Annotated in this window: 11 protein-coding genes; 1 reads left to right on the top strand and 10 read right to left on the bottom strand. The window is 72.3% G+C overall.

The annotated features are described in order from the left end of the window. Window positions 1–53: 53 nt before the first annotated feature. From BKA18_RS02915 to BKA18_RS02875, 9 genes are all read right to left on the bottom strand, one after another. Complete coding sequence (locus BKA18_RS02915; protein WP_429638135.1) at window positions 54–1340, bottom strand: sugar ABC transporter permease; 1287 nt, start codon at window positions 1338–1340, stop codon at window positions 54–56. Window positions 1341–1342: 2 nt separating this feature from the next. After that, window positions 1343–2143, bottom strand: a complete 801-nt coding sequence (locus tag BKA18_RS02910; RefSeq protein ID WP_006606688.1) for an ATP-binding cassette domain-containing protein — start codon at window positions 2141–2143, stop codon at window positions 1343–1345. Between the two features lie 11 nt (window positions 2144–2154). After that, the gene (locus BKA18_RS02905; RefSeq protein ID WP_366045960.1) at window positions 2155–3252 is read right to left on the bottom strand and encodes a substrate-binding domain-containing protein; all 1098 of its coding nucleotides are present in this window, start codon (window positions 3250–3252) and stop codon (window positions 2155–2157) included. A 1-nt stretch (window position 3253) separates the two neighbouring features. Continuing rightward, complete coding sequence (locus tag BKA18_RS02900) at window positions 3254–5803, bottom strand: SpoIIE family protein phosphatase (RefSeq protein ID WP_429638133.1); 2550 nt, start codon at window positions 5801–5803, stop codon at window positions 3254–3256. Between the two features lie 216 nt (window positions 5804–6019). Beyond that, a complete protein-coding gene (locus tag BKA18_RS02895; protein WP_366045959.1) occupies window positions 6020–7048 on the bottom strand; it encodes a zinc-dependent alcohol dehydrogenase family protein in 1029 nt (342 codons plus the stop codon). Between the two features lie 151 nt (window positions 7049–7199). Next, on the bottom strand, window positions 7200–7427 hold the full coding sequence (locus tag BKA18_RS02890; RefSeq protein ID WP_366045958.1) for a hypothetical protein: 228 nt from the start codon (window positions 7425–7427) through the stop codon (window positions 7200–7202). A 101-nt stretch (window positions 7428–7528) separates the two neighbouring features. After that, window positions 7529–7969 carry a hypothetical protein gene (locus BKA18_RS02885; RefSeq protein ID WP_366045957.1) on the bottom strand — a complete coding sequence of 147 codons (441 nt, stop codon included), beginning with the start codon at window positions 7967–7969 and terminating at the stop codon, window positions 7529–7531. Between the two features lie 186 nt (window positions 7970–8155). Beyond that, window positions 8156–9145 carry a hypothetical protein gene (locus tag BKA18_RS02880; RefSeq protein WP_366045956.1) on the bottom strand — a complete coding sequence of 330 codons (990 nt, stop codon included), beginning with the start codon at window positions 9143–9145 and terminating at the stop codon, window positions 8156–8158. A gap of 233 nt (window positions 9146–9378) precedes the next feature. Beyond that, window positions 9379–10842 carry an amino acid permease gene (locus BKA18_RS02875; protein WP_040901182.1) on the bottom strand — a complete coding sequence of 488 codons (1464 nt, stop codon included), beginning with the start codon at window positions 10840–10842 and terminating at the stop codon, window positions 9379–9381. A gap of 715 nt (window positions 10843–11557) precedes the next feature. On the opposite strand from BKA18_RS02875, the gene BKA18_RS02870 reads away from it, so the two are divergent. Continuing rightward, the gene (locus BKA18_RS02870; RefSeq protein ID WP_366045955.1) at window positions 11558–12928 is read left to right on the top strand and encodes an NAD-binding protein; all 1371 of its coding nucleotides are present in this window, start codon (window positions 11558–11560) and stop codon (window positions 12926–12928) included. Window positions 12929–12967: 39 nt separating this feature from the next. On the opposite strand, the gene BKA18_RS02865 is transcribed toward BKA18_RS02870, so the two are convergent. Next, complete coding sequence (locus BKA18_RS02865; protein ID WP_366045954.1) at window positions 12968–15445, bottom strand: SpoIIE family protein phosphatase; 2478 nt, start codon at window positions 15443–15445, stop codon at window positions 12968–12970. Window positions 15446–15534 lie beyond the last annotated feature (89 nt).

The following is a 15534-nucleotide window of genomic DNA, read 5'->3' as shown; positions in this document are numbered from 1 at the left end:
GGCTGAGGTGTTCCGTGACCGGCCGGGGCGCAAACTCCCGCCGCCCCGGCGCGTCACACCCGCCCGTGCGCCCGTTGTGCCCGCCGGGAGAGCGAGTCGATGACCACGGCGACGAGCAGCACCCCGCCCGTGATCATGAACTGCACGGCGGTCTGGATGCCCATCAGGGCCACCCCGGAGGCGATCGACTGGATGACCAGGACGCCGAGCAGCGCCGACCAGGTCCGGCCCCGGCCGCCGAAGAGGCTGGTGCCACCGATGACCGCGGCGGCGATGGCGTCCATCAGCAGATTGCCCCCGCCGGACGTCTGGCTCGCCGAGGTGACGCGCGAGGCCAGGAACAGGCCGCCGATCGCGGCCATCGTCCCGGAGACCATGAAGACCGAGATCCGCACCAGGCTCACATTGAGGCCGGTGCGCCGGGACGCCTCGACGCTGCCCCCGAGCGCGAAGATCATGCGGCCGTAGGGCGTGCGGCGCAGGACGTAGTCGAGCCCCACGAGCATCACGAGGAAGATCAGCAGGGCGAGCGGGAGCCCCAGGAACTGGTTGAGCACCCAGGCCGCCGCCAGGGAGATCACCGCCAGCACGCCCGTGCGCAGCACGATCTCGCTCAGCGGCCGGCAGGGCACACCGGCCGCCCGGCGGCGGCGCACACCGTGGTAGGAGGTGAGGAAGAAGGCGGCCGTGCCGAGCGCCGCCAGGCCGTACGCGGCGGCCACATTGGTGAAGTAGTAGCTGGTCAGCTTCGCGACCAGCCCGTTTTCGTCGATATTGATCGTGCCGCTGGCGCCCAGGATGTAGAGCATCAGGCCGTTCCAGCCCAGCAGGCCCGCAAGGGTGACCACGAACGCCGGCACCCCGACCTTGGCGAGGAAGAATCCCTGGACGGCCCCGATCACCGTGCCGCCGAGCACCGCGAGGAGCAGCGCCGGTGCCTCCGGCATGCCCTGGTTGACGCTCAGCACCGCGAAAACGGCCGCCGCCAGGCCGCTCACCGAGCCGACCGAAAGGTCGATCTCGCCGAGCAGCAGCACGAAGACGACGCCGACCGAGATCATGCCGGGGCCGACGATGTCCACGCTCAGATTGGACAGATTGCGCGGCGAGAGGAAGTTCTCGTTGAGGCTCTCGAAGATGATCCACACCACGACCAGGCCGAGGGCGACCGGCACCGAGCCGAGCTCACCGCTGTGGAACCGGCGCTTGAGGATCTCCAGGGGGTTCTGGCCGCCGGCCCCGGCCGCGAGCTGCCGCCGGTCGGCGGCGGTGACGGCTCCGGCCCCGCCGCTCTGTGCACCGGCCTGCTTCTGCTTCCGCAGCGTCCATGTCCGGCTCACGGCTACGCCCCCCACCCTTGGGAGGCGCGGCGCGTCACGGCGTTGTCGGTGGCTCCGGTGATCGAGGAGATGATCTGCTCGTGGGACGTGGTCGTCACATCGAAGAACCCGTTGTTGCGGCCCAGCCGCAGCACCGCGATCCAGTCCGCGACGGCCTTGACGTCCCCCATGTTGTGGCTGATGAGGAGCACGCCGAGGCCACGTTCGCGCAGCTGCTCCACGAGGTCGAGGACCTGGGCGGTCTGCTCGATGCCCAGGGCCGCGGTGGGCTCGTCGAGCAGCACCAGCCGCGGTTCGCCGAGCAGTGAGCGGGAGATCGCGACGGTCTGCCGCTGGCCTCCGGAGAGCGAGGCCACCGGGAGGCGCACATCGGGCATCCGGATGGCGAGGGTGTCGAGCAGGTCCAGGGTCAGGCGCTCCATCTCCACCTCGTCGAGCACACCGACCCGGTGGATCTCACGGCCGAGGAAGAGATTGCCGACCACATCGAGGTTGTCGCACAGCGCGAGGTCCTGGTAGACGGTGGCGATCCCCAGGGCCTGGGCCTCGTGGGGCCGGGTGATCTGGACGGGCCGGCCGTCCCACTCGACCACCCCCTCGTCGGCGGGGTCCACCCCCGCGATCACCTTGATCAGCGTGGATTTGCCCGCGCCGTTGTCGCCCACCAGCGCGACGACCTGACCGGCACGGACCTCCAGATCGACATCGGCCAGCGCCTGGACGGCGCCGAATCGCTTGAAGACGCCGCGCAGCGCCAGCAGCGGCGGCGACGGCGGTCGCCGGACGGATGCGCCGGAGTCCATGGGTACCTGCCTTACCTGGTGAGCCCCGCCTTCAGACAGGCGGCCGCGAACTTGGGGGTGCAGATCTGCTCGATGGTGTACATCCCGTCCCTGACCACGGTGTCCTTGATGTGGTGCACGGTCACCGGGATCGGGGTGAGCAGCACGGCCGGAATGCCCTGGGTGGTGGGGCTGTTGACCTTGTGTGTGGTGATGGTGCCGAGGCTCTTGCCGCGTCCCAGCGCGACGGCCATCGCGGCGGCGGTATCCGCCTCGGGCGTGAAGGGCTTGTAGACGGTCATCAGCTGATCGCCCTTGACGATGCGCTGAATCGCGGCGAGTTCGGCGTCCTGGCCGGTGACCGGCGGCAGCGGATCGATCTTGGCAGCCCGCAGGGCGGAGATGATGCCGGCGGCGAGTCCGTCATTGGCGGAGTAGACGCCGATGATGGTGTCGGCGCCGAGCGCCGAGATGGCGGCGGACATATTGAGGTTGGCGTTCTCCGGCCGCCAGCCGGCGGTGTCGTAGGCCTTGCCGATCTTCACCTTGCCCTGGAGCGCGGCCAGCGCACCCCGCTTGAACCAGGCGGAGTTGGGGTCCGTCGAAGCGCCGTTCATCATGACGATCTGGCCGTTGTGCGCCTTGCTGCCGAGCGCCTTGAGCAGCGCCTCGCCCTGCAACTTGCCGACCTTCGCACCGTCGAAGGAGACGTACGCCGAGACCGGCCCCTCCGCGAGGCGGTCGTAGGCGACGACGGGGATGCCCGCCTTGTGCGCGTCGTCGACCGAGGAGCGCAGCGACTTGGAGTCGACGGCGTCGAGCACCAGCACCTCGACCCGCTTGGTGATCATTGCGTCCATCTGCTGCTGCTGGGTGGCCACATCGTGCTGTGCGCTGACCGTCTCCACCGTGCATTCGCGGCACAGCCGGTGGATCTCCTTCTCGATCAGCGGCCGGTCGAACTTGTAGAAGCGCGAGGTGTTGTCCGGGAGCAGCACACCGATCCGCACGGGCCCGCCGGACGGCCTGCCGGGCTCGTGCACTCCGCCGGCCTCCCCGCACGCGACCGGGCCCGCGATCAGGCACAGCCCGGCCAGGATCACGCCGGCTCCGCGCAGCCGTGCACGCACCTCAGCGCACCTCCTCGCCGTTCCAGTGGACGTCCGGAGCGTCCGGAGCGTCCGGAGCGTCCGCCGCGACCAGCCGCTCTCCCGGCTGGAGGGGGATCTCGCTCCACACCTGCTTGCCGCCGCTCAGCGGCACCGAACCCCAGGACGCCGACATCGCCTCGACGAGCAGCAGCCCGCGGCCGCCGGTCGCCTCCCAGTCCACGCTCGCCGGCTTGGCCGGGGCGCGCGGCGAGGCGTCGTTCACCGCGACCCGCAGCCGGTCCGCGGTCAGCGTCAGATCCAGCCGGACCTCGCCCTGGGTGTGCGCAATGGCGTTGGTGACCAGCTCGGACACCACCAGCAGGGCCACGTCCATCTCTTCCGTCACGCCCCAGGTGCGCAGGGTGCGGGCAGTGAAGCGACGGGCGTGCATCACCGCGTCGGGCAGGCGCCACACCGCCCAGCGCACGCGGGTGGGGCGGACCCGCATCCCGTCGTAGCGCAGCACCAGCAGCGCCACGTCGTCGTCGCGCCGCTTGGCGCTGCCGAGCAGGTCATCGGCGAGCCGCCCGGCATCGGCCGGATCGGCGGCGGTGAGTGCCTCACACACCCGGCCGATGCCGTCGTCGAGGGGGACGGTGGCCGACTCGGCCAGGCCGTCCGTGAGCAGCACCAGCACGGTGCCCGGGGCCAGCCCGACCTCGGTCAGCGGGAACTCCCCGTCCCCGGCCACGCCCAGCGGCGGCCCGCCCTCGACCGGCAGTACCTCGGTGTTGCCGTCGGGCAGCCGCAGCAGCGGCGGCAGATGTCCGGCCCGGACGAACCAGGCGATGCCCTCCTCCATGTCCAGGTCCACATAGCAGCAGGTGGCGAACAGATCGGTCTCCATGCCCAGGAGCAGCCGGTTGGCGTGCGAGACCACCACATCCGGCGGGTGGCCCTCCACCGCGTAGGCCCGGATGGCGGTGCGCATCTGGCCCATGATCGTGGCGGCGCCAGCGCTGTGGCCCTCCACGTCGCCGATGACGAGCGCGACATGGCCGTCGGAGAGCGGGATGACGTCGTACCAGTCACCGCCCACTTCGAGCCCCATCGTGGCGGGCAGATAGCGGGCGACGGCCACCCCGCCGGGCAGCGACGGCAGCTTGCGGGGCAGCAGACTGCGCTGGAGCATCGTGGCGAGCTCGTGCCCCGCGTCCATCGCATGGGCGCGGACCAGGGCCTGCCCCACCAGACCGGCGGTCGCGGTCAGCAGGGACCGCTCCTCCGGCCCGAACGCATGCTCCTTGTCCCACCCCAGCAGGCACACCCCGACGATCCGGCCGTCGGCCGGCAGCGGCAGCACGGCGAGGCCGCCGGGCCCGATGTCCGCCAGGCCGGGTTCGAGGGCGGCCCCCCGCGGCCACAGGGCCACATGGCCGGCCCGCAGCACGCTCTCCAGCGTGGGCATCGACTGGCACGACGTATCGGGCCACTCGGACCGCCACTCCGACTGCCAGTAGGCGGGCCAGTCCGCGGGTTCCGGGGGATCGAGGACGGACACCACCAGCCGGTCCGCCTCCAGCTCGGCCACCGCGACCCGGCTTGCCGCCAGCGGCAGCCGCAGCGCGGCGACCACCACCCGGCTGACGTCCCGGACGGTCGTGGCACCGCCCAGTGCGGCGGACAGCCGCTGCACGATGGAGACCTCGTCGGCGGTGGGGCGCAGATACGAGGCGTCGGCGACCACCCCGAGCATCCGTTCCGGGGCGCCGTCGGCGTCCACCAGCACCCGGCTGCGCAGCGTCAGCCAGCGCAGCTCGCCATTGGTCCGGCGGATACGGATCGACAGCTGCTGGCCGGGGACGGGCTGCCGGCCCGGCTCCACGATCGACATCAGGGCGGGTACATCGTCCGGTGCGGTGTGCGCCAGCAGGGTCTCCACCCGCCGGTCGAACTGCTCGGGAGGGATACCGAACAGCTCCAGCACCTGCCGGTCCGCCTCCATCCGTCCGGTGCGCAGCATCAGGGTGAAGGCGCCGCCACGGAGGGTGTCCAGCCCCGGCCCCAGCAGCGACCGCCGCTCGGTCCGTGCCATGACCCGGGCGCCCACGGCCTCCAGCCCCGCGGCCACCTGGTCGGCGTGCAGCTCCAGAAGATGCCGGCGGTCGTCGTCGAAGGCCTCCGCGGCCTGCTCCACGACCACCAGGCACCCCAGCCGCTTGGTCTCCCCGCCCAGCGGCAGCACGGCCAGTGAGACATCTGCGGGGGGTGTGCCGGACTCGTTCCAGGCGTCCGCGCCGGAGGTCTCCGGGGGACCGACGGTGCCGTACTCCGCGAGTTCGGCCGGGCTCAGCCAGAGGGGGACGCCGGTGCGGAACACCGTGGCGACCGGCGAGGTGCCGGACAGCGTGTAGCGCGTCGGCAGTCCGTACGGGACACCGGAGCCGCCGACCATCTCGGCCAGCTGAAGTTCGCCGTCCGCTTCGGCCGGCACGTAGACGGCGGTCAGCTCGGCCCCGGTAGACCCAAGGACTCGTGCGGTCACTGCCTGCACCGCCTCCGTACGCCGGAAGCCGTCGTCGTAAGCCACGGTCGCCGTATCCGCCCTCGGGGGCCAGGGCGTCCGCCCCGCCACCGCCTCATCGGATAAGTCGGAAATTACCGCCTTGTCTCCATGGTGCGGCACGCAGGGAGGCGGGAGCTAGTCGACAGGCGGAACACGACGGGTGACCGGGGAGGGGCTTGATGCGTCCGCGGCGGGCGGGGTGGCGCGGACGGACCGGCCCGGCGGCCGCCGGTCCCCGGATCAGTCCGGCGTCAGCACGGCGGCCCCCTGCACCCGGTCGGCGGCCAGGTCCGCGAGTGCCTGCGGGGCGCGGCGCAGCGGATACGGGCTGACGGTGACCCGGATGCCGATCCGCGCCGCGGCCGCCAGGAACTCCCGGCCGTCCTGGCGGGTGTTGGCGGTCACGCTGCACAGGTTGCGCTCGTAGAAGAGATGGCGCTGATACGTGAGCGGGGGAATGTCGCTGAGGTGGATCCCGGCCACGGCGAGGGTTCCCGCCCGGTCCAGCGCCGCCAGCGCCACCGGCACGAGATCGCCCACCGGCGCGAAGAGGATCGCCGAGTCCAGCGGTTCGGGCGGGCTGTCGTAGGCGCCGCTCGCCGAGGACGCGCCCAGTTCGAGGGCGAGTTCACGGGCCTGCGGGGACCGGGTCAGCACATGGACGGTGGCGCCCTCGGCGAGGGCGACCTGCGCGGCCAGATGCGCCGAGCCGCCGAAGCCGTAGAGGCCGAGCCGGCCGCCGTGGGGCAGCGCGCTGCGGCGCAGCGCGCGGTAGCCGATGATCCCGGCGCAGAGCAGCGGCGCCAGCAGCGTGGCGTCCTGGTCGTCCGGCAGCGGGTAGGCGTAGTCCGCGGGCACGAGCGCGGCCTCGGCGAAGCCGCCATCGGCATCCCAGCCGGTGTAGCGGGAGTCCGGGCAGAGGTTCTCGTGTCCCGCACGGCAATACCGGCAGACCCCGCAGGTGCCGCGCAGCCATGCCCCGCCGGCCCGGTCGCCGACCCGGAACTGCGTCACCGCCTCGCCGGTGGCGGCCACCCGGCCGACGATCTCGTGGCCCGGCACGGTAGCCGTTCGGTGCGGGGCCAGATCGCCCTCCGCCAGATGCAGATCCGTACGGCAGACACCGCAGGCCTCCACCCTGAGCAGCAGGTCGCCGGGGCCCGGCTCGGGGGTGGGGCGGCGGACGAAGGCCAGTGGCCCGGAGGTGACCGGGCCAGGGCGGTGGACGGCCCAGCCGGACACCGTGTCCGAGCCTGCGACGGTGGCCATGACCCCAGGATCGCGCCTACCGCGGGCACGGACAAACGGTGCCGGGCGGCGAGCCGGCCGCGGCCCCACCGGGCGACGCGGCCGACGCCCCCCCGCCCGGCCGAGCGGCCCGGTGCCCGTGCGGCCGCCCCGCAGCCCGGAGAGACACCCCCTAGCGGAAGAGCGCCGCCAGCCTCTGCAGCATCCGGGACAGCAGGCACCTGCGGGCCGGGGGAGTGGCGCCAGGGGCGGCGGCCGGCGGGCCGTCCGGCGGGGGAGCCGGGCTGGCCGGGGGCCGGGGCAGGGTCTCGTCGGCGGGTGCGGTCCTGGGATCCGGTGCGGTGCGCCTGGCCTCGGCACGGACGAGCGCGCCGAGCGCGGCAAAGACGTCGAGGGGCATGCCACATCTCCTGCGGTGGAAGTCCAAAGCGCTGACGACGGCAGGCCGCACTCACCACAAGTCCCGTGGGAACAGGGGGAGTTGAGTGCGACCGGGCCGGCTCAGCAGCGCAGGACGGCCGCTCGCTTCGGCGCGGCGGGAGCGGCGGCCGTCATGACCACCGCGGAGGAGGCATCTCCAGGGGCTGGGCTGCTCTCCGTTACGGGAGAGTCCCCGAGCGTCTTGCCGCCGGCCCCGGTGGGGAGGTGCGGGCGCAGATGACAGAGCGTCGCCTCGCACAGGCGACGGACGCCGCTGCCCGGATGCTTGGCGGCACCGTCGTTCGACGCCAGCACCGGTCCCGCGGGCAGGCACGGGCCTTCGGCCGGGGCGGCTGCGGCAGGGGCCCCGGACCGGGGCGGGCAGCCGGTGGGATCGAGGGCCGGGGCGTGCACACCGCAGGGCGTCAGCGTGGCGAACACCAGGGCCAGCAGCGCCAGGAACAGCAGCATGCGCCGGCCGTCACGTGCCGCCGGGCGGCCGGTGCTGACACTGTCGCGCATGCGGATCTCCCAACCCTCTTCCGTGAGGGGATCCCCTGGAAGAGAGCCGGACACTCCCGATACGTCGCAAGAGTCGACAAAACCACCCGTTCCGGGTAGGCGCTCGCACATATGCTCCGCGCCCCGGTACGCGCCTTTCAGCGGGGCCGAGTTGTCGGCAGCCTCTTGCGCTCGCCGGTCGTGCCGTCAGCGCCGCCGGCCCCCGCGCCCCGCGGAACCTGCGTCGGGGTCATCGCTCGCATACCGCCCGTGGTAGTGCGCGTACCGCTCCACGGGGTCGCCCTCCAGGCTCCACGGCCAGGGAGCCACCACGCCTCCGGTGGCGCGCAGCACGGCCCCGGCCTCGCCGGTCCGGGAGGACTTGAGCAGCGCATAGGCCAGCAGATTGAGGTCCGCCAGGGCGGCCGCGTGGCCGAGGAACCCCGGGCTGGTCCAGTAGTGCGCGGCATGGTCGAGTGCCCTGGCGGCGTCGGGGCGGCGCCAGATCTCGCCGGCACCCACGGCCGCCAGCCCGCCTTCGGCGACCGCCCGCTGGTGGCTGCGGACGTAGGCGGTGAGCTCCAGTCCGGCGGCCGGGGCATCGGACGGCATGGCGGAGCGGACGCCGTCGAGCAGATCCAGCACCAGGGCGCTGGAGCCGCACTCGTCCGGCGACAGATAGCCCAGGGCCTGCAGATGTGCCTCACGGTTCCACGGATCGCGGGCCTTGATCTCGCGCCAGATCGCCGACAGCTCCGAGGACGGGCGCCGCTCCAGGCGGAGGAGGGCCAGCTGCAGGGTCCACGGCGTGGGGTCGGCGGGGACCAGTTCGGCCGCGAGCCGGCAGGTCTCCCAAGTGGCGTCCAGATCGACGGCGGCATCCTGCTGCCGGGCGTGCAGCAGATCCGACCAGGCGTGGAGCAGCAGGGCGCCGTGGTGCTCCGGGCGGTGCTGGCGCCAGATGCCGGGCAGCGACCGTCCCGCGGACCCCGCGAGCACCGCCAGCCGGTGGGCCTTGCGGTCCCAGTCCTCGCCGGCGTCGTCGATCACGTTCGCCATCAGGGCCATGACCGCGGTGTCCAGCGAACCGCGGGACCAGCAGGTCTCGACGCGTCGCCGTACCTGGCCCAGAGGGGCATCGTCGAACTCGGGGACCAGGCGGGGAAGGCTGCCTTTGCGGCGTCTGAACACAGGCATGTCTGCGGCGGTCTTCCCTGGTGCGTCGGGGTGTCGGTGCGGTCGAGAGTAGTGGGTCCGGTGTGGAGGTGTCCGAGGTGTCTGAGGTGTGGACGTGAGGAGGTGCGGACGTGCCGACGTGTGGACGTGAGGAGGCGCGGACGTGTGGACGTGAGGAGGCGCGGACGTGCGGACGTGCCGTACGGGCAGAGGTGCGGGGGAGGGCACCTCTGCCCGTACGGCACGTTTCCCGGCTAGCGGGTGGTGACGGCTGCCTTCTCGGCGGAGCCGCGGCCGAGCCGGTCGCGGACCAGCGAGATCGCGACCACCAGCGCGGCGACGAGCACCGACAGCAGCACCTGGATCCGGCCACCGCCGTCGCTGTCGTCGGTGAGCATGTAGACCAGCACGAACGAGATCATGGCGATCGTCGCCCACGTCAGGTACGGGAACAGCCACATCCGGACGAGCAGCTTCTCGGGGTTCTCGCGCTGGATGATGCCGCGCATCCGCAGCTGCGAGAAGCAGATGACCAGCCAGACGAAGAGCGCGACCGCGCCCGAGGAGTTCAGCAGGAACTGGAAGACCGTGGTCGGCCACAGGTAGTTGAAGCCCACCGCGATGAAGCCGAAGAGGACCGAGGCCACGATCGCGGCCTGCGGGACGCCACGGGAGTTCGTCCGGGCGAAGGCCTTCGGGGCGTCGCCGCGCTGGCCGAGGGAGAAGGCCATCCGGGAGGCGGTGTAGAGACCGGAGTTGAGGCAGGACAGCACGGCGGTCAGCACGATGACGTTCATGATCTGGCCGGCGTGCGGGATGCCGATCGAGTCCAGGGCCGCTACGTAGGAGCCGTGCTTGGCGATCGCGGGGGAGTTCCACGGCAGCAGGGAGACGACCACGAGGATCGAGCCGAGGTAGAAGATGCCGACTCGCCAGATCACGCTCTTGGTGGCCTTGGTGACCGCACGCTCCGGGTCCTCGGACTCACCGGCGGCGAGGGTGACGATCTCGCTGCCCATGAAGGAGAAGACGACCATCAGCACACCGGTGAGGATCGCGCTGGGTCCGTGTGGGAGGAAGCCGCCGTGGGAGGTGAGGTTCCCGAATCCGGTGGCCGCGTGGTGGGTGCCGGGCAGCACACCGAATATCGCCAGGCCGCCGATGATGATGAAGGCCGTGATGGCGACGACCTTGATACCCGCGAACCAGAACTCGAACTCACCGAACGAGGAGACCGAGGCGAGGTTGCTGGTGGTCAGGACGATCATCACGATCAGCGCCCAGGCCCACTGCGGGACGGCCGGGACCCAACTGGTCAGGATCGCGGCGCCGGCGGTCGCCTCGACCGCGAGGACCACGACCCAGAAGAACCAGTACAGCCAGCCGATGGAGAAACCGGCCCAGCGGCCGAGCGCCCGGTCCGCGTACGCCGAGAAGGAGCCGGAGGTCGGGTTGGCGGCCGCCATCTCGCCGAGCATCCGCATCACGAAGACGACCAGCGCGCCGACCAGGGCGTACGACAGCAGGATGCCGGGGCCGGCGGCGGCGATGCCGGAGGCGGAGCCGACGAACAGGCCGGCGCCGATGACTCCACCGACGGCGATCATGGACAGATGGCGGTTCTTGAGGCCCGACTGCAGACCGGACTGCTCTGGAGCCTGCCCGTTCCCCGGCGGGGCGGGCGGGGCAGCCACAGAGCTGGAGGGAGAAGTTGACATCTGAACATCCAATGAGGGTTGGAGGGTCCTGCATGTGGTGACTGCTGATCGCCTCGATGACCGGACGCACGACAGGGCCGGGTGCTGGCAGGTGGCGATCATGGCCCTGTCGGAGTTCCAAGGCGCGACGCACATCGGCCGCGGCCCACGGATGCCTGCGTGGATGGGGGAGCGCTTGTTTGGCGCCGCCACGCTATTCGCCCGTCCTCCTCATGAGAGGTGAGCCGCATCACGTCCGGATTGGATTTGCGCAAGCGTATGTGGCGGTGCGCCGCGAAATATTTGTGAGAACGGACAAATTAGTTCTCGATGGCTGTCCGAACGACCAATGTGCCGGAGCGAAGAAGGCAGCTCACGCTATCGGGAAGCGCCGTTCCGCCCAGTAGGGAAGCGGCCAACCAGGCCTGCCTCGGCGGGCTTTGAGCGGCGGCTGGTGCGCTCGGACAATGCCGCGCGCGAACCCTTGGTCAGCAGCACAGATGCCCCGCACCTCGCGCGCTCTAGCGTGAGTTCGGTCATACCGCCGGCCGACGCGCAAGGGGACTCCATGGCCGCCCTTCCCCCCGCCCGACAGACTCCTACCGCTGTGACCACCGCTTCTTCCCCCACCCCACCGGGGCTGGGCGACGGCGGTGGGTCCGCTGGCGGAACGCCGGATGAAGGCAGTGCGGCATCTCCGAAGGCGCCTGCGACGACGCCTCCGAGCGAGCGGTTCGTGGTGATCGGGGCGACCACGCTGGCCCGCCGGGTCTGCGCCTCGCTGGACGGCAGCGGCCACCGGGTCGACCACCTCGCCGCACCCGACGACCGGGACCTGCGCCGTGCGCTCGCCGCACGGCCCGACGGCGTCGCCGTCCTGGTGGGCGACGATCTGTCCGCGCTGCGCTACGCCCTCGCGGTACGCCATGTCTGCGACCGCGTCCGGATCGTCGTCACGGTCTTCGACCGCACCGTGGCGCAGCAGCTGCGGCTGCTCCTGCACGACTGCGTACCCGTCTCGCCCGCCGATCTCCTGGCGCCGACGCTGGCCGGTCTGTGCGTCGACCCCGACGCGCTCGCCGTACGGGACGACGGGCACGGGGCGGTGGCGGTCCGCCGGCAGCGGGGACGGCTGGTGGAGACGCCGTGGCGGGCGAGCGCGGCGGCCCGGCGGCGGTCGCTGCTCGGACGGCTGCGCGGACAGCTGCAACCCCATGACGCGGACGCCCGGCTGCTGCTCATCGGGCTGCTGGGCATCGTGGCCGTCCTGGCGCTGGACTGGGCGTGGTTGGTGAGCGTGTTCCACCGGCCGGTCAGCACCGCCTTCCTGGAAGCCGCCCGGGTCGTCGCCGGGGTGGGGCCGGCCGCACCGCACGACGGCCACCCCGGCTACGAGGTGGTGTCCGGGGTGGCGATGCTGGTGACGGTGGGCTTCACCGCGCTGCTGACCGCGGGCATCGTCGACCGGCTCTTCGGCCCGCGGCTGGTCGGGGTCCTGGGGCCGCGGGTGCTGCCCCGTTCCGGTCACGTCATCGTGGTGGGGCTGGGGCAGGTGGGGCTGCGGCTGTGCCAGACGCTGCGTCAGCTGGGGGTGCCGGTGATCGGCGTGGAGCGCGAGCCCGCCGCCCCGAACCTCCGCCTCGCGCGGTCGATGGGGATACCCGTGGTGCTGGCGCACGGTGAGGACCGCGAGGTGCTGGCGCGGCTCGGGCTGGGGCGGGCGTGCGCCCTCGCGGCCGTCGGCTCCCACGAGCTCGACAACATCGCCGTCGCGGTCGCCGCCCATGCGGTGGCGCCCGAGGTGCGGGTGGTGCTGCGGGCCGGCGAGGACGAGGCGATCGCCGAGACCCGCTCGCTGCTCCCCCTGGGGCTGACCCGCGACATCGTCCGGACGAGCGCGGCCTATGTGACCGCCCATCTGACGTCCCGGCCGGCCGGTGGGCCGCCGCGGCAGGTCGTGGCCGATACCGACTGCGACTATGTCGACCTGCCCGTACACGGTCTCGTCGGCTGGCCCGTGTCGGCCGGGGACGACTGCGGGCATGTGCCCGCGGCGGCGGCCGGGGACGGGCTGGACACGGCCCGTGCCGCTCCCGGAGCCGGCTGAGCGGGGCAGCCTCCGGAAGACCGGCCGGGCGAGCGGGGCTCAGAACGGTTCATCGGAGGTATCGGGTCCGGCCGGCATGCTCTGCTCGGTCCAGATGATCTTGCCGGTCGGGGTGTAGCGGGTGCCCCATTGCCGGGCGAGCTGCGCGACGATGAACAGCCCGCGTCCGCCCTCGTCGGTGGTCCGGGCGTGCCGCAGCCGCGGCGAGGTGCTGCTGGTGTCGAAGACCTCGCAGATCAGGGCGTCCTGCCGGATCAGCCGCAGGGTGATCGGTCCGGCGGCATGGCGGATGGCGTTGGTGACCAGTTCGCTGACGATCAGCTCCGTGGTGAACAGCAGCTCGTCCATTCCCCACTCCGACAGCTGCTCGCCGGCGAGGGTACGGGCGCGGGCGACCACCGCCGGGTCGGCGGGCAGCTCCCAGGAGGCGACCTGGTGCGTGTCCAGGGCGTGGGTCCGGGCCAGCAGCAGCGCGGCGTCGTCCGACGGCGGGCCGGTCATCAGGGCGTTGACCACGTTCTCGCCGATGTCCTGCAACGCCGGTCCGGGGACCGCGAGGGCGGTGCCCAGCCGGGACAGCCCGACGCCGATGTCCCGGTCGCAGGTCGTGATCAGCCCGTTGGTGTAGAGCGCGATCAGGCTGCCCTCGGCCAGTTCCTGCTCGAAGGCCTCGAAGGGCAGCGTCCCGAGACCGAGCGGTGGCCCGGCCGGCAGGTCGGGGGAGTCGACGGTGCCGTCGGGACGGACGATCAGCGGCGGCAGATGCCCCGCGCGCGCCATGCTGCACCGCCGGCTGACCGGGTCGTACACGGCGTACAGACAGGTGGCTCCCATGAAGGTCGAGGCCATGCTCGGACTCCCGGCGTCCGTCGCCGGCTCGCTGCCGTGCGTCTTCACCAGGCCGATGACCAAGTCGTCCAGCCGGGCCAGCAGTTCGTCGGGCGGCAGGTCCAGGTTGGCCAGCGTGCGTACGGCGGTGCGCAGCCGCCCCATGGTGGCCGCGGCGTTGAGGCCGTGTCCGACCACGTCCCCCACGACCAGGGCGACCCGCGCCCCGGACAGCGGAATCACATCGAACCAGTCGCCGCCCACCCCGCTCGGGGCGTCCGCCGGGAAGTACCACGACGCGACCTCCAGGGCGGAGCCGCCGGTCAGTTCGTGCGGCAGCAGGTTCTGCTGCATCACCCGCGCCGCGGTGCGTTCCCGGGTGAAGCGGCGCGCGTTGTCGACACACACGGCAGCCCGGGCGACCAACTCCTCGGCCAGCCGTACGTCGTCCGCGACGAAGGGCCCCAGACGGCGGGACCGGAAGAACGTCGCCGCGCCCAGGGTGATGCCACGGGCCTGCACCGGCGCCACCATCACCGAGCGGAAGCCGAACTCCTGGATCACCCCGGCCCGCGCCGCGTCCTCGGTGACCCAGGCGCTGGTGGCGACGTCCAGCACCGGCTCCACCAGCGACTCGCCGGTGAGCAGACAGCGGGCGATGGGTGACGTGGGGGAGCGCCGGACGGCTTCCCCCACGGCCAGGGCGGCCTCCGGGCAGCCCTCGTGGACCGACTGCTGACCCGAGCGGCGCATGACGGGGGTGCTGTCGACCGGCCCGGGAACCGGTTCCCCGCCTCTGAGGACCGAATCCAGCAGATCGACGGCGACGAAGTCGGCGAGCGCCGGGACGGCGACATCGGCCAGTTCCTGTGCGGTCCGGGTGACGTCCAGCGTGCTGCCGATACGGACGCTGGCGTCGTTCAGCAGGGCCAGGCGTTCCTGGGCCCGCCAGCGATCGGTGACGTCGATGACCATGTACCAGATGCCGATGCGCCGGCCCCGGGAGTCCGACAGCCCGAAGAAGGACGCCGAGTAGGAGCGCTCCTGGGCGGGGTCCGCGTAGGTGGGGCTGCGGAATTCGTAGTCCATCACCGGCTTCCCGGTCGTCAGCACCTGCCGCATCCGCTCGTCGAAGGCCTCGGCCTCCAGCGGCGGCAGCACCTCCGCCACCCTCCTCCCCAGCCGCCGGTCCAGGGGGATCAGCCGCTCCAGGGCGTCGTTCACCCAGACGTAGCGCAGCGCGGTGTCCAGCACGGCCATCCCGACCGGCGCATGCGCCAGGAACGGTTCGAGCACCAGCCGGTTCACCCCGCCGCCCGGCAGCCGCCACTCCTCCAGGGCGAGGACCGACCACCGCTCGCCGCCGGCACCGTCGAGGACCGGGGTGGCCTGGACCGCCAGCTGGAGACTCCGGCCGTCGCGGTGGCGTGCCGCCACCGATCCGCCCCAGCCGTCCGCGGCACGGCACCACCGGGCCATGGCGGCCACCTTCGCCGCATCGCCGGGTATCGCCAGCAACTGGGTCGCGGGCCGGTGGAGGATCTCCTCGGCCCGGTAGCCCAGCAGCCGCTCCGCCGCCCGGGTCCAGGCGATGACCCGCCCCTGCCCGTCGAGTTCGGCGGTGGCTGCCTGTGCGAGGTCGCTTGCGCGATCCGGCCCACCTGGCGGGGCATTCTCCGAGGTCATCATGGCGAACCTGTCTGCTCAATGGAGCAATATCGCCCATTTTAGGAGAATCGTGGACCAGTGGGCGGGTGCGCGGCCACCGGGCCGGACCC

The sequence above is a fragment of the Streptomyces auratus genome (assembly GCF_050433025.1).
GTDB lineage: Bacteria > Actinomycetota > Actinomycetes > Streptomycetales > Streptomycetaceae > Streptomyces > Streptomyces sioyaensis.
The sequence above is the reverse complement of the archived record's forward strand: the minus strand, read 5'-3'. Positions and strand labels throughout refer to the sequence as shown.